The organism is Protofrankia sp. Cas3 (assembly GCF_963555955.1).
GTDB lineage: Bacteria > Actinomycetota > Actinomycetes > Frankiales > Frankiaceae > Protofrankia.
In genome coordinates this window covers 1-14,645 of sequence record NZ_CAUVXP010000062.1, presented here as the reverse complement: position 1 = coordinate 14,645, position 14,645 = coordinate 1, and the positions used below count along the sequence as shown (strand labels likewise).

Sequence of the window (14,645 nt, the reverse complement as noted above, 5' to 3'; positions counted from 1 at the left end):
TTGGACTAGATCTACCATATCGCCCGCGAGGATGGAGAGCACCGTCGTGAACGAAACGATCAGCGGCAGGACCCGGGCCAGCTCGGTGGGACCGCACCGGGTGGACACCTGATGTCCGCGGTACCGGTCGGCACCTGGCCGACGCTCGCCGAACTCCTCGCCGAACACGGCCGCTCGCGTCCGGGCCACACCGCCACCGTGTGTGGGGAACACCGGGTGACCTACGCCGACCTCGACGATCGAGTCGCCCGGCTCGCCGGCGCACTCCACAGCGCAGGTGTCACACGTGGCTCGCGGGTGCTGTGGCTCGGGCAGACCTGCCACCGGGCGCTCGAACTGGTCCTGGCGGGCGCACGGCTCGGCGCCATGCTCTGCCCGGTGAACTGGCGGCATTCCGCCGAGGAGATGGCGTTCGTCATCGACGACCTGCGGCCGACCGTCATCGTCTGGCAGGACACCGAAATCGGGCCGACCGTCGGGGAGGCGCGCAAGCGGGCCACGCACACCGCGCTCTGGCTGCGCCACGACACCAACGGGTCCCAGAGCGGGCCCGACAGCGATGAGCCCGACAGCGACGGACCCGACACGTACGAGGGCTTCCTGGCCGCGGGCAACGCGGCGCTGCCGCCCGCGGATCCCGATCCGCACGCCCCCGTGCTCGTCATCTACACGGCCGCGCACGGGGGTCGGCCCGCCGGGTCGATGCTCACCTCGGCGAACCTGGTCGCGCAGGCCAGCGTCATCGGTGCCCTCTTCTACGCGGATGGCGACCAGATCTTCCTCAATTCCGGTCCGCTGTTCCACATCGGCACCTTCCAGCACACCGCGACGACCTTCGTCTGGGGCGGCACCAACGTCTTCGTCCGCCGCAGCGACCCCGAGGAGCTGTGCCGACTCATCGAAGACGAGCGGTGCACCTCGGCGTTCCTGATGCCGCCGCAGGTCGCAGCGCTCGTCGAGACCAACCGTGACCGACGTTTCGACCTGCGTTCCCTGCGCAGCCCGCTGACGATGATTGCGGGCTGGGCGGACATGGTCACCCCCGACGGCAGTCCCTGGGGCCGCCACATGGGTGGATTCGGTCAGACCGAAATGACCGGCTTCTGCCTCTACGCCGCTCTCGGGCACGAGGAGTGGAGCCCGACCGTCGGACGTCCTGTCCCGTTCGCCCGGATCACGATCGTCGGGCCGGAGGGCACCGAGGTCCCCGACGGTGAGGTCGGAGAGATCGTCGTCCGTGGCGCGCTGGTCCACGCGGGCTACTGGGACAGACCGCAGGACAACGCGCACCGGACCCGAACCGGTGGCTGGCACACCACCGATCTGGGACGGCGGCTGCCCGACGGCCGCATCTCCTTCGTCGGCACCGCGACACGGATGATCAAATCGGCGGCGGAGAACATCTACCCGGCTGAGGTCGAAGCCTGCCTCGAACGTCACCCGGCAGTCCGGGAGGCCGCCGTCATCGGCGTCCCGGATGACCGCTGGGTACAGTCCGTCAAGGCGGTGGTCGTCCTGCGCGACGGCGCGAACGCCACCGACACCGAGCTGATCGAACACTGTCGGGCCCAGATCGCGTCGTTCAAGAAGCCTCGGACGGTCGTCTTCGTCGACGCCCTGCCACGCGTCAACGGGGCCAAGGACTACGACACGATCGACACCGACCACGGCGGCGGCAACTACCCGGGCGGCTTGACCTCGCACGGGCACTGACCACCGATACCCGGGCGGCTCGACCTCGCACGGGCACCGACCACCGACCGACCGGCACCGACAACGCCGACCACGGCCGCACCGAGCAGGTAGCCACCAGGCCGGGCGATGTTGTCGGTGACCGCGAGGTCGGTGAACAGCGCCATGTAGAGGATGTAGGGCGCGGCGGCGACGGCCAGCCACTCCAGCCGGCCCGCCAGCACGGCGAGCACCACGAGCAGCAGGCCATACCAGGGCTGTACCGGGGTTGCGACCAGGAAGGCCGTCCCGAACAGCCACAGTGCGCCACGTTCGACGCCGACCCGGTCCGGACCGGACCGCCATATCACGATCATGACCGCGGCCAGCACGACCCCCGCGACGGCCTTGGCCGATGTGCCGGTCAGACCGATCAGACCCAGCAGGAGGAACCGGCCGCCGTCCTGGTAACCCTCGACCGACAGGTACTGCGGTAAGAAGCCGAGGACGTCGGTGCCCACCACGGCGACGTGGGGCAGGTAGGACAGGACGACCACACCGACCGCCGAGGTGAGCACCACCAGACGGTGGCGCCGCGCCGCGGCCGGCAGCAGCAGCGCCGGGTACAGCTTCACCGCCACGGCGACCCCCAGCAGGGCGCCGGCCGCGGCGGCGCGTCGCGCCGAGGGCCGCCACGGTGAACCGCCCGGGTCACCGATGCGCGGTGACAGCAGCGCCAGTCCACCCACAGCGGCCAGCGCCGCCACCACGTCGACATGCGCGTCGATGCCGATGTCCAGACCGGCCAGCGGCGTCCAGGCATAGGCCGCGGCAAGCCGGGGATCGCGGCCCGATGCCGCCAGCGTCCGCATCAGCAGCACGGTCAGCGCCAGTGACGCCAGCGCCGCATAGAACTGGACCTTGTGCTCGCGCGGCGGACCGGGCAGGTAGTGCACGACGGTGAAGTACGCCTGGGCGACCGGCGGGTAGATCGTGTGTGCCCGCGGGTAGTTGAGCCGCGTGCATCCCGGGCCCCGCCCGATCGCGGCGCAGCCGCCATCGTCAGGCCACAGCCAGGCATCGTGCAGGTGGGCCAGCTCCGGCGAGTCCGTCGCGTACCGGTACGGGTCGATCCCGGACGCCTGCACCCGGCCGTCCCAGACGTAGCGGTAGAGGTCGTCACTCATCCGCGGCCCGGATGTGATCGCAAGGACGTGCACCGCGACGGCGCCGGCCAGCAGCAGGCCCGCGGCCACCCGCCGGGGCGCCACGCGGACCAGCAGCACCACCCCGAGCGCGGCCGCCGCCCACCAGCCGAGGGTCAGGTACAGCACGGGTGCCCGGCCCGGCAGCGGGCCCGGCTGGGCGATGACCGCGTATTCCAGGCCGAGCACGCCGACCAGCGCCGCCGATGCCGTGACCATCGCCCACCGGGAACGTGGTCGGCCCACGCCGGGTTGCAGGTGTGGCCGGGCCGTGGCGTTCGTGGTCAGATCCGTGGTCAGATCCGCGCTCATGTCCACCTGCCGGCGGTGGACACCAGCCGGCCGAAATGCCGACCGGAGCACTGCCACGTCTCGCCGACGCGCAGGTTCGCGGTTGCGGCGAGCGGCCCCATCCCGTTGACGCTGACGCCCGCCCAGCGAAACGGCGCGCTGACCATGCCGCCGGCTTCCAACCGCGTCCAGTACGCCCCGCTCGGGGTGCCCGGCGGGTCGAGCTCGACCAGAACCGAGCCCCCCGGTGCCAACAACCGCGCGACGCGCGCCAGCAGGCGTCGCGGCTGCCCGCCGATCCCGATGTTGCCGTCGATCAGCAGCACCTCACGCCAGCGCCCCTCCCCCGGCAGTGGGCCGAAGACGTCCCGGCACAACGCCGAGGCACCGGTCCGCCGTGCCAACGCGACGGCGAACGGCGCCACGTCGATGCCGAGCGCGGGAACCCCGCGTGCGGCCAGGCCGGCGGTCAGGCGCCCCGGCCCACAGCCGACGTCCAGCGTCGGCCCGGTGCACCGGACCAGGATCAGCTCGTCCGCCGGGGCGGGAGCGCCCAGCCACGTGGCGACCGGCAACCGCCTGCGCCCACGGCGGCCCGTCGCCCACAGGGTGGGCTCCGACGAACGCAATGCGCTCTCGTAGACGGTGGCCGGGCGCAGGCCGACCGACCGGGCACTCACCGGGACACCCCCACACGTGCCCGTGCCCGTGCCGCGGCGGCGAACCGCCCGGCGGGTGCCAGGCTGGCAACCGGCTCCACGTCGGCGGCGGTGTCGACGTCACGAAGCGCCGGCAGCTCGGCCACGGTGAGGTTCGCCGCGCGCAGCCGGGCGTGCTGGAGCGCCCCGGTCCGCGCCGTCGAGGTGGGGATGCCACGCACGACGCAACCGTCGGCGTGGCGCAGCCCAAGGGCCCACCAGCCGCCGTCGAGCGCCCGGCCGAACACGGCGTCGGCCTGCTCCAACGCCTGGCATGCCGCGACGAGCACACCTGCGCTGACCTGTGGCGTGTCCATCCCGATCAGAAGGGCCGGCTCGCCCGACGCGGTGTCGAAGGCGGCGGCGAGGCGTTCGTCGAACGGTCCGTCGACCTGGTCGATCACTGGCACGTCCGGCGGCAGCCAGGCGCCGGGCCTGCCCTCGAGCACGACCAGCGGCCGGGCGCCGTGGCGCCGACATGCCTCGACGACGGTGTCCAGGGTGTCGGCGAGCGCGGCCGCGGCCAACGCGGCTGCCTCGGCCGGACTGTACGGGGGGGTGAGCCGGGTCTTGACCTTCCCGGGCACCGGTTCCTTGGCGATGACCAGCAGCCTCATGCCATCCGTCCCAGCACCGCGGACATGTCCCGGATGGTGCGGACCGTGCCCAGCGCGGTTCCGGTGACCTTGGACCGGCCGCGGCGGGGCAGATAGCCGACGTCGAGCTCGACGATGCGCCACTGCGCCGCAGCCGCGAGCGCGATGAGCTCAAGCGGGTAGCCGAACCGTCGGTCGGTGACACCGAGCGCGAGCAGGTCCTCCCGGCGGGCTGCCCGCATCGGGCCGATGTCGCGGACCGGCACCCGGGCGCGCCGGCGAAGTTCCCGGGCGACCACCGCGTTACCGGCCCGGGCATGCAACGGCCACGCGCGGGCCACCGTCGGCCGGCGCCGGCCGAGCACGAGATCGGCGCTGCCGGCGTCGATCGGCCCGACCAGACGCGGCAGGTCCCTCGGGTCGAGGGAGGCGTCCGCGTCGCAGACACAGACGACCGGTGCCGTGGCCGCGAGCAGACCGGCGTGCACCGCCGAGCCGTAGCCGCGTTCGGGCACATGCACCACGTGCGCGCCCAACTCCCGGGCGATGGTCGGCGAGCCGTCGGTGGACCCGTTGTCCGCCACGATCGGCCGGTAGCCGGCGGGCATGCGCGCCAGCACCCAGGGCAGGGCGGCGGCTTCGTCCAGACAGGGCAGGACGACATCCACCACAACATCCACAGCAACACCATCGTCGACGACGTTGCCGCCGCTGACCTGACTTTCAGTAACCATGGTCGGCAGCTTAGTCACCGATTGTGGCCGAATCTCTTACAGAACACGGAACATCGACCGCGAACTGTCCGGAGTGTGCGCCCTGGGCCGCGCAGATCTTACGAATCGGGGACGGCCCGGCTACCACGGTGCCAGCGGGCCGGGGCGCGAACTACCGTGAGCGGGTGGTGTGCGTACTGCTCATCGAGGACGATCCGACCGTCGCCGACGTCGTCGACCGTTATCTGTCGCATGCCGGCTTCGATGTCGACCGGGCCGCGGACGGACCGTCCGCGCTTGCCGCGGCGGCCGATCGGCCGCCGGACCTGGTGGTGCTGGACCTCATGCTGCCCGGTATCGGTGGGCTGGAGGTGTGCCGGCGCCTGCGGGAACACCGGCAGGTCCCGGTCGTCATGCTGACCGCACTGGGCGAGGAGTCCGACCGCATCGCCGGGCTGGAGACCGGCGCCGACGACTATGTCACCAAACCCTTCTCACCGCGTGAACTCGTGCTGCGGGTCCAGTCGGTGTTGCGGCGCACGCTGGAGCCGCCGCCGGCGGGCCGCGGCGTGCTGCGAACCGGACGTCTCGTCGTCGACGTCGCCGCGCGCACGGCTACCCGCGACGGCGAGCCACTCGCGTTGACCGTCCGGGAATTCGACCTGCTCGCCTTCCTCCTGGCGCACCCGGGCGAGGCGTTCTCCCGGCCGGCACTGCTCGAACAGGTGTGGGGCTGGACCTTCGGCGACCCCTCGACGGTGACCGTCCACATCCGACGGCTGCGGGAGAAGGTCGAGGACGACCCGACCGCGCCGCAGGTGCTGGTGACCGTCTGGGGCGTCGGGTACCGGTGCGAAGCGGGCCGCGTCCGCGCAGTGGACCTGGCATGACGGCGTTTCTGGAGATCGCCGGGATCGCGCTGGGCTGCTCGCTGGCCGCGCCGTTGCTGGCGTTGCCCCTGTTGCGGCTGCGGGTGCTGTGGCGCGCATCGGTGCGGATCTGGGGCGCGGCGGTGGTCGTCGTCGGAGTCGGCGCGATGGCGGCCGGTGTCGCCGGAACCGCGGAGGCGATGTTCCTCTCCAACCACGATCTCGATGTCGTGCTCATCGTGCTCGCCGTGTCCGCGGTGGCCGCGACCACAACGACGCTCTGGCTCGGACGCCCGGTGGCCCGGGCATCGGTGACCCTCACCGATGCGGCCGGCCACCTTGGTGAGGACGGTTACCGACCGTCGTGGGCGACGCCGCCGACGGCAGAGCTCGCGGCGATCGCCCGTGCGCTGGACGACACCCACGTCCGGCTGGTCGCGGCCCGGGAACGGGAGCGGGCGCTGGAAGCCAGCCGGCGCGAGCTGGTCGCGTGGGTCAGCCACGACCTGCGCACGCCGATCGCCGGCATCCGCGCCACCGCCGAGGCCCTCGACGACGGGGTGGTCACCGACGCCGCCACCGTGGCCCGCTACCACCGCACCATGGTGCGCGCCTGTGAACGCCTCACCACGATGGTCGACGACCTGTTCGAGCTGTCCCGGCTCCACGCCGGGACCCTTGAGCTGACGTTGGAGCGCGTCGCGCTCAGTGATGTCATCTCCGATGCCGTCGCCGCCGCGGATCCGCTCGCCCGCGCCAAGGGCGTCCTGCTCCACGGCCACGCCGACAACACCGCCAAGGTCGAGGTCGATGTGGCTGAGGTGGGCAGGGTCCTGACCAACCTGCTGGTGAACGCCATCCGACACACGCCGAGCGACGGTACGGTCGCGGTGACCGGTCAGGTGTCCGACCGGCGCGCCGTGCTCGCGGTCGCGGACAGTTGCGGCGGGATTCCCGATGCCGACCTGGGCAGACTGTTCGAGACCGGCTACCGGGGTGAGACAGCGCGCACGCCACGCGGGCTCGCTGCCGAAGCCGGCACCGCCCACGACACCCGGCACGACACCCCGCACGACAGCCCGCAGCATGGGCGCGAGGTGCGCACCGACCAGGGCAGCCGGTTTGGCCAGGGCAGCCGGTCCGGCCTCGGGCTGGCGATCGTGCGCGGCATCGTCGAAGCACACGGCGGCGACGTGACCGTACACAACATCGCCGGCGGCTGCCGGTTCGTCGTGGCGCTCCCGCTCACCGCGTGATGTTTTCCCGGCTCGTAAGGATTCAACGCCCGGAACGGCTATACCGTCGCCGTTGTGCGGATCCTCGTCACCGGCGGCGCCGGGTTCATCGGCTCTCACCTCGTCCAAGCCCTGGTACAGGCCGGTGAACACGTCCGGGTGCTCGACGCGCTGCACCCGGCGATCCACCGAGGACGCCCGCTTCCGACCGATGGTGTCGATCTTGTCGTCGGCGACGTGCGGGATGCCGACACGGTGGACGCCGCGCTCGACGGGGTGGACGCCGTGTGCCACCTGGCCGCCATGGTCGGCCAGGGCGTCGACCTCGGGGACCTGCCGGCCTACACCTCGCACAACGACCTCGGTACCGCGGTGGTACTGGCTGCGATGGCCAGCCGCGGTGTGCGCCGGCTGGTCCTGGCGAGCTCGATGGTCGTCTACGGCGAAGGTGCCTACCGCTGCGCCGCCGACGGGCCGGTACGACCCGCTCCCCGCCATGACCTGGATCTCAGAGCCGGACGGTACGAGCCGCCCTGCCCCAGTTGCGGCCAGCCGCTGGAGCCGACCCTGGTCGGCGAGGATGCCCGGCTGGAGCCGCGAAGTGTGTACGCGGCCACCAAGGTCGCGCAGGAACACCTCGCCGCGGCGTGGGCGGTCGGCACCGGCGCACAGGCCATCGCGCTGCGCTACCACAACGTCTACGGCCCCCGGATGCCCCGCGACACCCCCTATGCGGGCGTCGCGTCCATCTTCCGCAGTGCGCTCGAGCGGGGCGCCGCGCCCGAGGTCTTCGAGGACGGCCGACAGCTGCGTGACTTCGTCCACGTGCATGACGTGGCCCGGGCGAACGTCCTTGCGCTGGCGCCGGGTGCAGCCACACCGGGCCGGCTGCGGGCCTTCAACATCGGAAGTGGACAGCCCCACACGATCGGCGAGATGGCCGGCGCCCTGGCCCGGGCACACGGCGGCCCGCAACCCGTCGTCACCGGATTGTATCGCGCCGGTGACGTCCGGCACGTGACCGCTTCGTCGGCGCTGGCCCGCGACGCTCTGGGCTATCAGCCGACGGTCGATTTCGACGAAGGTGTGGCAGCCTTCGCCCACGCCCCCCTGCGCGGCTGACCGCTACCCGAGCATCCCTTCGCCCCGGCCCCGCGAGGGCGCGTCCCCTGTTGCTGGTCGCTCTGTGGGAACGATGTGAATCTGGTGTTGTGGCAGGAGCATCAGATTCACATCGTTAAGAGCACCCGGCAACAGGGGCGTGGATCAAGAAGCGGGTCCGAAGGCGAGGGGCTCGGGCCGTCCGGGTCAGACCTCGGCGACCGCCTGCGCGAACTGGGCCCGGTACAGTCGCGCATAAGCGCCGTCGGCCGTGAGCAGCTCGGCGTGACTGCCCTGTTCGACGATCGCGCCGTTCTCCATCACCAGGATGGTGTGCGCGTCCCGGATCGTGGACAGCCGGTGCGCGATCACGAACGCCGTCCGCCCCGCCCGCAGGGTCGACATGGCCTGCTGGATCAGTACCTCGGTGCGGGTGTCCACCGAGCTGGTGGCCTCGTCCAGGACCAGGATCAGCGGCTCCGCGAGGAACGCCCGGGCGATGGTGATCAGCTGCTTCTCCCCGCCGCTGACACCGGCGCCCTCGTCGTCGAGCACGGTGTCATAGCCGGCCGGCAGGGTGTGCACGAACCGGTCGACGTGCGCGGCAGTCGCGGCGGCCACGATCTGCTCCCGGGTGGCACCCTCGGCGCCGTAGGCGATGTTCTCCGCGATGGTGCCGCCGAACAGCCAGGTGTCCTGCAGCACCATGCCGATGCTTGCCCGCAGTTCCTCCCGTGACATCGCGGCGATGTCGACCCCGTCCAAGGTGATCCGACCGCCGGTGAGGTCGTAGAACCGCATCAGCAGGTTGATCAGGGTGGTCTTGCCGGCACCGGTCGGGCCGACGATCGCGACGGTGTGACCGGGTTCCGCGGTCAGCGACAGATCCTCGATCAGCGGCTGGTCCGGCTCGTAACGGAACATGACGTGCTCGAAGGTGACGCGGCCATGCAGCCGGTCCGGGTGCGCGGCCGTGGCCGGGTCGGGTTTCTGCTCGGCTGCGTCAAGCAGGTCGAACACCCGCTCCGCGGAGGCCACCCCGGACTGCACCAGGTTCGCCATACTCGCGACCTGGGACAGCGGCTGACTGAACTGCCGGGAGTACTGGACGAACGCCTGTACATCACCGATCGACAGCGCGCCGGAGGCGACCCGCAGCCCACCGACGACCGCCACCAGCACGTAGTTGAGGTTCCCGATGAACATCATCGCCGGTTGCATGAGCCCGGAGATGGACTGGGCGCGCCAGCTGGCGGTAAAGAGCCGCTCGTTGTGGTCACGGAAGAGCTGCGCGGACTCCTCCTGCCGGCCGAAAGCCCGAACCAGTGCGTGCCCGGTGTACATCTCCTCGATGTGCGCGTTGAGCCGACCAGTGATCTTCCACTGGGCGACGAACTGCGGCTTCGCGAACTTCCCGATCCGCGCTGCGATTATGATCGATATTGGCACCGTGACCAGCGCGATCAACGCCAGAATCCAGGAGATCCAGAGCATCATCGACAGCACGCCGACGATGGTCAGCAGCGATACGATGACCTGCGACAGGCTCTGCTGCAGGCTCTGCCCGAGGTTGTCGATGTCGTTGGTGACCCGGCTGAGCACCTCACCCCGCGTCTGGTGATCGAAGTAGCGCAACGGCAGCCGGGAGATCTTAAGCTGCACATCCCCGCGTAGCCCGCCGAGTACCCGCTGCAGGGCCACATTCACCAGCCGGGCCTGCACGACGCCGCACAGCCCCGCCAGCGCGTAGACGACGAGCACCCACATCAGCACGGAGCCGATCGCTGCGAAGTCCATCCCATGACCGGGCGTGACGTCGAGCGAGGAGAGCAGGTCAGCCTGGGTTCCGTGGCCGGTGGCGCGCAGCTGCGCGACGGCCTGCGCCTTGGACGTGCCGGCCGGCAGCCGCCGGCTGAAGATCCCGGCGAACACCAGGTCGGTGGCATGCCCGAGCAACCGTGGGCCGAGCACAGTGAACCCGACGCTCACCGTCGCCAGCCCGATGGCCACGACGAACAGGTGGCCCTGCGGACGCAGCAGACCGAGCAGCCGGTGGCCCGACCCGGAGAAGTCCATCGACTTCTCCGCCGGGCCCTGACCCATGAAGAAACGACCCGGACCAGCCATGGGCGCCGGACCTCGACGCGCTGCCTGACCCGGTGCCGGTGCCTGGCCCGGTACCCCTGCCGGGCCAGGTGCCTGGCCCGGTACCGGTGCCTGGCGGGTCATGCGGCCTCCTCCTCGGTAAGCTGGGAGAGCACGATCTCCCGATACGTGGTGTTGCCAGCCATCAACTGGTGGTGGGTGCCGGTACCGACCACCTCGCCGCCGTCCAGCACGATGATCTGATCGGCCTCGCGGATGGTGGAGACCCGCTGAGCGACGATCACGACGGTCGCGGCGATGGTCTCCCGGGCGAGTGCGGCCCGCAGGTGCGCGTCCGTCGCGTAGTCCAGCGCCGAGAACGAGTCATCGAACAGATAGATCTCCGGGCGGCGGACCAGCACCCGGGCGATCGCGAGGCGCTGGCGCTGACCGCCGGACACGTTGGTTCCGCCCTGGGCGATCACGCTGTCCAGGCCCTCGGGCATGGCCTCGACGAACCCCTTCGCCTGCGCGATCTCGAGTGCGTGCCACAGGTCGGCGTCGGTGGCGGCCGGGTTGCCGTAGCGCAGATTGGTTGCGATCGTGCCGGAGAACAGGTAGGGCTTCTGCGGGACCAGCCCGACGGTGGCGGCCAGCAACGCCGGGTCGAGTTCGCGGACATCGACGCCGTCAACGAGAATGGCACCCTGCGTGGCATCGGCCAGCCGCGGGATCAGGCCGATCAACGTCGTCTTCCCGCTACCGGTGCCGCCGATGATCGCCGTGACCTGACCGGGCCGGGCCCGAATGCTGATCCCGCGCAGCACCGACGCCTGGGCTCCGGGATAGCCGAACCCGACGTCGCGCAGCTCGAGCTCGCCGTGCCGGTCGAGGGAACGCACCGGGTTCACCGGCGGCAACAGCGTGGACTCGGTCGCCAGCACCTCCCCGATGCGTTCGGCGCACACCTCAGCACGAGGGATCATGATGAACATGAAGGTGGCCATCATCAGCGACATCAGGATCTGCATGAGGTAGCTGAGGAAGGCGGTGAGCGCGCCGATCTGCATCTGGCCGGCGTCGATGCGGTGCGCGCCGAACCACAGCACGGCCACGCTGGCGACGTTCACCACCGTGAGCACCAGCGGAAACATCAGCGCCATCAGCCGGCCGAACCGCAGCGAGACATCGGTCAGCTCGGCGTTGGCCACCCCGAACCGGCGCTGCTCGTAGTCGTCGCGGACGAAGGCGCGGATCACTCGCAACCCGCTGAGCTGTTCGCGCAGGATCCGGTTGACGACGTCAAGGCGCTCCTGCATGGCCCGGCCCAGCGGCTTCATCCGGCGCACGATCGCGATGATGATCGCGCCGAGAACCGGTACGATCACGATGAGCAGGGTCGACAGCCTGGCGTCCTGGTGCAGGGCCAGCACAATACCGCCCAGACACATGATCGGTGCGGACACCATCAGCGTGAAGCTCATCAGCGCCAGCATCTGAACCTGCTGGACGTCGTTGGTCGCCCGGGTGATCAGGGATGGTGCGCCGAACCGACCGACCTCACGGACGGAGAACGACTGCACCTGGTCGAAAAGCGCCGCCCGCAGGTCCCGACCGAGCGCCATCGCGATCCGGGCGCCGAAGTACACCGCGGCGCCCGCGCAGACGATCTGTACGGCGGCGACCCCGAGCATGATCCCACCTGTACGCAGAATATAGCCCGTGTCGCCGGTGATCACCCCGTGGTCGATGATGTCGGCGTTCAGAGTCGGCAGGTACAGGATGGCGATCGTCGCCACCAGCTGCAGGCCGACCACGATCGTGATCGGCCGGGTGTACGGGCCGAGGTGGGCCCGCAGGAGTCGGATCAGCATGCGGTCTCTCTCGGCGGCGGGGCGGGACGGGACGATGGTCCAGACGGTGGCAAGGCTGTCACACCGCTGCTCCGGTCCGGGGGAGGACCACGGCGCCACCCCGCGCAACCGACGAACGGTCACCACACCGCCGACATATGAGAACAGTACGAGCTGAACCCGGCTTCACGTCAACGCGTTTTCCGGGCCGCAGCGCGACGCATCCCGACCAAGCCGGCTACAGACGTGCCGACCAGGCCGTGTGGGGCGCCGGGATAACCCTTCGGGGTCGGGTCCTTGATGACCTTCGAAGACAGGTAGGCCCGGGCGCAGACGGGCACGATCTGGTCATCATCTCCGTCCAGGTCCGCTACCTGCCGCAGGACCCCACCCAGATCGAGGGAAACCTGGAGCCCGATGACGGCACCGTCCGGGCCACACCTCAGGACGCGGCGCCCCGCCTCGGCTGGGAACTCGACCATCTCGGCACCCTGCACGCCACCGCCCGTCTCGCCGAGGCGGAGTTCGCCACCGCCAAACGACTGCCGTTCGGCGGGTGCCTGTAGAAGTAACAGGAGATCGGCGACGCGCGACCCTACGAATGCACAGTTGTCAGCCGGTGACGTAGGTGGAACGCGCGAGGGTGAATGCCTGGTCGGTGACCGGCCCCCAGATACCGTCCGCGTAGGCGCGCTACGCTCTCTGTCTGCGCGTTGGTCCGCGGCTCGGTGTCGAAACCCTCGGTTCCGATCGAGTCGTAGGTGGCGTTCCCCGCGGCCTGTGCCCACGCCCGCACGTCGGAGAGCACGTACTGTTCCTGGCACCACCGGCGGTGTTACGAACCGGCCATTGGATGAAGTGTGGAACAGTATGCACCATTACCGCCTCTTTCCATTGCATAGTCCTCGGACTACAGTGGTCCGAAGATTTGTCGAGGCGGTCTAACAGGGACCATAATGTGGCCGTTCCCGGCCCGCTGGCCGCTGGCACGGGTGTATTCCACGCGACCAGGTACGATCTTTGTCGAAATTCTCGTTGAGACGAATTTCACATGGCCTGCGACTTCCAAAAACAAATTCCTCTCACAATCCGAACATCACAGGCCGGACCGACTCCTGCCAACAGCCATGGTGTGATCCCGCTGTCGGCCGGCGAAAAACTGGCCCGAAAGTCTGTCCTGCCCAGCCGGGGCACCGGCGTCTGGACGGGGACGGCAGCCCACCGGCCAGCACCTGCTCTTGGCGCACACAGCCGACCCGATCCGGCCCGAAGCGCCCGGCCAGGGTCCGGAGACGGCTGTTTTCCGCCTGGTCGGCCGACCCGCGCCGAATCGACAGGGGATGTCGGGGTTGGTCCGATGGGAGGCGGGTAGACCATGATCAGGATAACAAGATGAAAGGTTGTCATGGGCATTATCGCGTGGATCGTTCTCGGGCTGGTCGCCGGACTCATCGCAGAAAGAGTCACAGGACAGCGCACCGGCTGGGTTCTCGCCGGGATCACCGGGATCGTCGGGGCGCTCCTGGGTGGGTGGCTCGCCAAGGTCGTGTTCCACGTCCATTCTCTCAACAACTTCTTTAACCTCTCCACGTGGGTCACCGCAATTATCGGATCGGTGATCCTGCTCGTGATCGTGCAAGTGGTGACCGGCAACCGTAGCCACAGCCAGAACCACAGCCGCGGACGTAGCCGCGCCCGGTTCTGACCCCCACCGGCCGCCGCGGACCGCGGCGTGGCCCGCGGCAGTTAGTCTTGCAGGAGGATACCCATGAGTCTGATCAACACGATTAAGAACACGCTTCGGCAGATCAAGGGAAACACCCGGCGAACCACCGGCCGGGTCACCGCCGACCGGGACCTGGAAGTAGAAGGTGCCGAAGAGCAGGCCGGCGGCCATCTCAAGCAGGCTGGCGAAAACGTCAAGGGCACAGTCAGGTAGACACATCACGTCATCCGGCCGGTGGCGGCCGGCGGCGTAACGTGGTTCCTGCACATCAGCGTGGCCGTGTTCTCGTCCTGGTCTGGTCCGTACGCCTGTTCCGGGTTCCTTCTCGCTGATAGGTATATCGGTTGAGAGGGATGACCATGACCGCTGATGGTGCAGCCGGGTGTCGTGGGAAAGGTCCTGCGTATTCCGGGGGTGGGCAGGACGTCGCGGCGACGGCCAGCGGCCGTGAGTACGCCGGGCATCGGCAGCTGGCTCTGGAAAAACACCTGGTCACGGACAGGGAAATCGGTCCTGGTGCGTGGCGTGCCCACAGCGGCCGCCGCGGAGCGCGTGGGTGACCCCGATCGCGTCCGAAGAACTCTGCACGCCCTGGTGGCAGG

General features: G+C 69.8%; 14 protein-coding genes. 8 read left to right on the top strand and 6 right to left on the bottom strand.

The window, feature by feature from the left end:
* The first annotated feature begins 111 nt into the window (after positions 1-111).
* The gene (locus tag U9983_RS13560) at positions 112-1,713 is read left to right on the top strand and encodes an AMP-binding protein (RefSeq protein ID WP_322754369.1); all 1,602 of its coding nucleotides are present in this window, start codon (positions 112-114) and stop codon (positions 1,711-1,713) included.
* Here U9983_RS13560 and U9983_RS13555 read toward each other — a convergent pair.
* From U9983_RS13555 to U9983_RS13540, 4 genes are read right to left on the bottom strand one after another with little or no spacing between them, the layout of a single operon-like run.
* Positions 1,680-3,188 carry a glycosyltransferase 87 family protein gene (locus U9983_RS13555; protein WP_322754368.1) on the bottom strand — a complete coding sequence of 503 codons (1,509 nt, stop codon included), beginning with the start codon at positions 3,186-3,188 and terminating at the stop codon, positions 1,680-1,682. The two genes, U9983_RS13560 and U9983_RS13555, sit on opposite strands and share 34 nt — an antisense overlap.
* Entirely contained in the window at positions 3,185-3,847 is a 663-nt protein-coding gene (locus U9983_RS13550; protein WP_322754367.1) for a class I SAM-dependent methyltransferase, read from the bottom strand. The genes U9983_RS13555 and U9983_RS13550 overlap by 4 nt, the downstream gene beginning before the upstream one ends.
* Positions 3,844-4,482, bottom strand: a complete 639-nt coding sequence (locus U9983_RS13545; RefSeq protein WP_322754366.1) for a TIGR04282 family arsenosugar biosynthesis glycosyltransferase — start codon at positions 4,480-4,482, stop codon at positions 3,844-3,846. The genes U9983_RS13550 and U9983_RS13545 overlap by 4 nt, the downstream gene beginning before the upstream one ends.
* Positions 4,479-5,195 carry a glycosyltransferase family 2 protein gene (locus U9983_RS13540; RefSeq protein WP_322754365.1) on the bottom strand — a complete coding sequence of 239 codons (717 nt, stop codon included), beginning with the start codon at positions 5,193-5,195 and terminating at the stop codon, positions 4,479-4,481. Before U9983_RS13540 ends, U9983_RS13545 begins: the two co-directional genes overlap by 4 nt.
* Positions 5,196-5,359: 164 nt before the next feature.
* Here U9983_RS13540 and U9983_RS13535 point away from each other — a divergent pair, with 164 nt between their 5' ends.
* From U9983_RS13535 to U9983_RS13525, 3 genes are read left to right on the top strand one after another with little or no spacing between them, the layout of a single operon-like run.
* Positions 5,360-6,064 (top strand): response regulator transcription factor, encoded by a 705-nt coding sequence (locus tag U9983_RS13535; protein ID WP_322750834.1) that lies wholly within the window; start codon positions 5,360-5,362, stop codon positions 6,062-6,064.
* Positions 6,061-7,299, top strand: coding sequence for a HAMP domain-containing sensor histidine kinase (locus U9983_RS13530; RefSeq protein ID WP_322754364.1), 1,239 nt, complete (start codon positions 6,061-6,063; stop codon positions 7,297-7,299). The genes U9983_RS13535 and U9983_RS13530 overlap by 4 nt, the downstream gene beginning before the upstream one ends.
* Before the next feature lie 54 nt (positions 7,300-7,353).
* Positions 7,354-8,400, top strand: a complete 1,047-nt coding sequence (locus U9983_RS13525) for an NAD-dependent epimerase/dehydratase family protein (RefSeq protein WP_322754363.1) — start codon at positions 7,354-7,356, stop codon at positions 8,398-8,400.
* 186 nt (positions 8,401-8,586) lie between these two features.
* On the opposite strand, the gene U9983_RS13520 is transcribed toward U9983_RS13525, so the two are convergent.
* On the bottom strand, positions 8,587-10,506 hold the full coding sequence (locus U9983_RS13520) for an ABC transporter ATP-binding protein (protein WP_322754362.1): 1,920 nt from the start codon (positions 10,504-10,506) through the stop codon (positions 8,587-8,589).
* Positions 10,507-10,604: 98 nt separating this feature from the next.
* Positions 10,605-12,338, bottom strand: coding sequence for an ABC transporter ATP-binding protein (locus U9983_RS13515; protein ID WP_322754361.1), 1,734 nt, complete (start codon positions 12,336-12,338; stop codon positions 10,605-10,607).
* 137 nt (positions 12,339-12,475) lie between these two features.
* Here U9983_RS13515 and U9983_RS13510 point away from each other — a divergent pair, with 137 nt between their 5' ends.
* The 4 genes from U9983_RS13510 to U9983_RS13495 form a co-directional block, all read left to right on the top strand.
* On the top strand, positions 12,476-12,883 hold the full coding sequence (locus tag U9983_RS13510; RefSeq protein WP_322754360.1) for a hypothetical protein: 408 nt from the start codon (positions 12,476-12,478) through the stop codon (positions 12,881-12,883).
* Between the two features lie 839 nt (positions 12,884-13,722).
* On the top strand, positions 13,723-14,022 hold the full coding sequence (locus tag U9983_RS13505; RefSeq protein ID WP_322754359.1) for a GlsB/YeaQ/YmgE family stress response membrane protein: 300 nt from the start codon (positions 13,723-13,725) through the stop codon (positions 14,020-14,022).
* A gap of 63 nt (positions 14,023-14,085) precedes the next feature.
* Positions 14,086-14,256, top strand: a complete 171-nt coding sequence (locus U9983_RS13500) for a CsbD family protein (protein ID WP_322754358.1) — start codon at positions 14,086-14,088, stop codon at positions 14,254-14,256.
* A 156-nt stretch (positions 14,257-14,412) separates the two neighbouring features.
* Positions 14,413-14,645: hypothetical protein (locus U9983_RS13495; protein WP_322754357.1), on the top strand; the 233-nt coding region annotated here is incomplete at its 3' end.

What these genes read in the sequence shown, in the direction of transcription:
- U9983_RS13555 (WP_322754368.1), bottom strand. Translation starts at nt 3,188, where the DNA reads ATGAGCGCGGATCTGACCACGGATCTGACCACGAACGCCACGGCCCGG.
- U9983_RS13560 (WP_322754369.1), top strand. Translation starts at nt 112, where the DNA reads ATGTCCGCGGTACCGGTCGGCACCTGGCCGACGCTCGCCGAACTCCTC.
- U9983_RS13520 (WP_322754362.1), bottom strand. Translation starts at nt 10,506, where the DNA reads ATGGCTGGTCCGGGTCGTTTCTTCATGGGTCAGGGCCCGGCGGAGAAG.
- U9983_RS13540 (WP_322754365.1), bottom strand. Translation starts at nt 5,195, where the DNA reads ATGGTTACTGAAAGTCAGGTCAGCGGCGGCAACGTCGTCGACGATGGT.
- U9983_RS13505 (WP_322754359.1), top strand. Translation starts at nt 13,723, where the DNA reads ATGGGCATTATCGCGTGGATCGTTCTCGGGCTGGTCGCCGGACTCATC.
- U9983_RS13545 (WP_322754366.1), bottom strand. Translation starts at nt 4,482, where the DNA reads ATGAGGCTGCTGGTCATCGCCAAGGAACCGGTGCCCGGGAAGGTCAAG.
- U9983_RS13510 (WP_322754360.1), top strand. Translation starts at nt 12,476, where the DNA reads ATGAGAACAGTACGAGCTGAACCCGGCTTCACGTCAACGCGTTTTCCG.
- U9983_RS13515 (WP_322754361.1), bottom strand. Translation starts at nt 12,338, where the DNA reads ATGCTGATCCGACTCCTGCGGGCCCACCTCGGCCCGTACACCCGGCCG.
- U9983_RS13500 (WP_322754358.1), top strand. Translation starts at nt 14,086, where the DNA reads ATGAGTCTGATCAACACGATTAAGAACACGCTTCGGCAGATCAAGGGA.
- U9983_RS13530 (WP_322754364.1), top strand. Translation starts at nt 6,061, where the DNA reads ATGACGGCGTTTCTGGAGATCGCCGGGATCGCGCTGGGCTGCTCGCTG.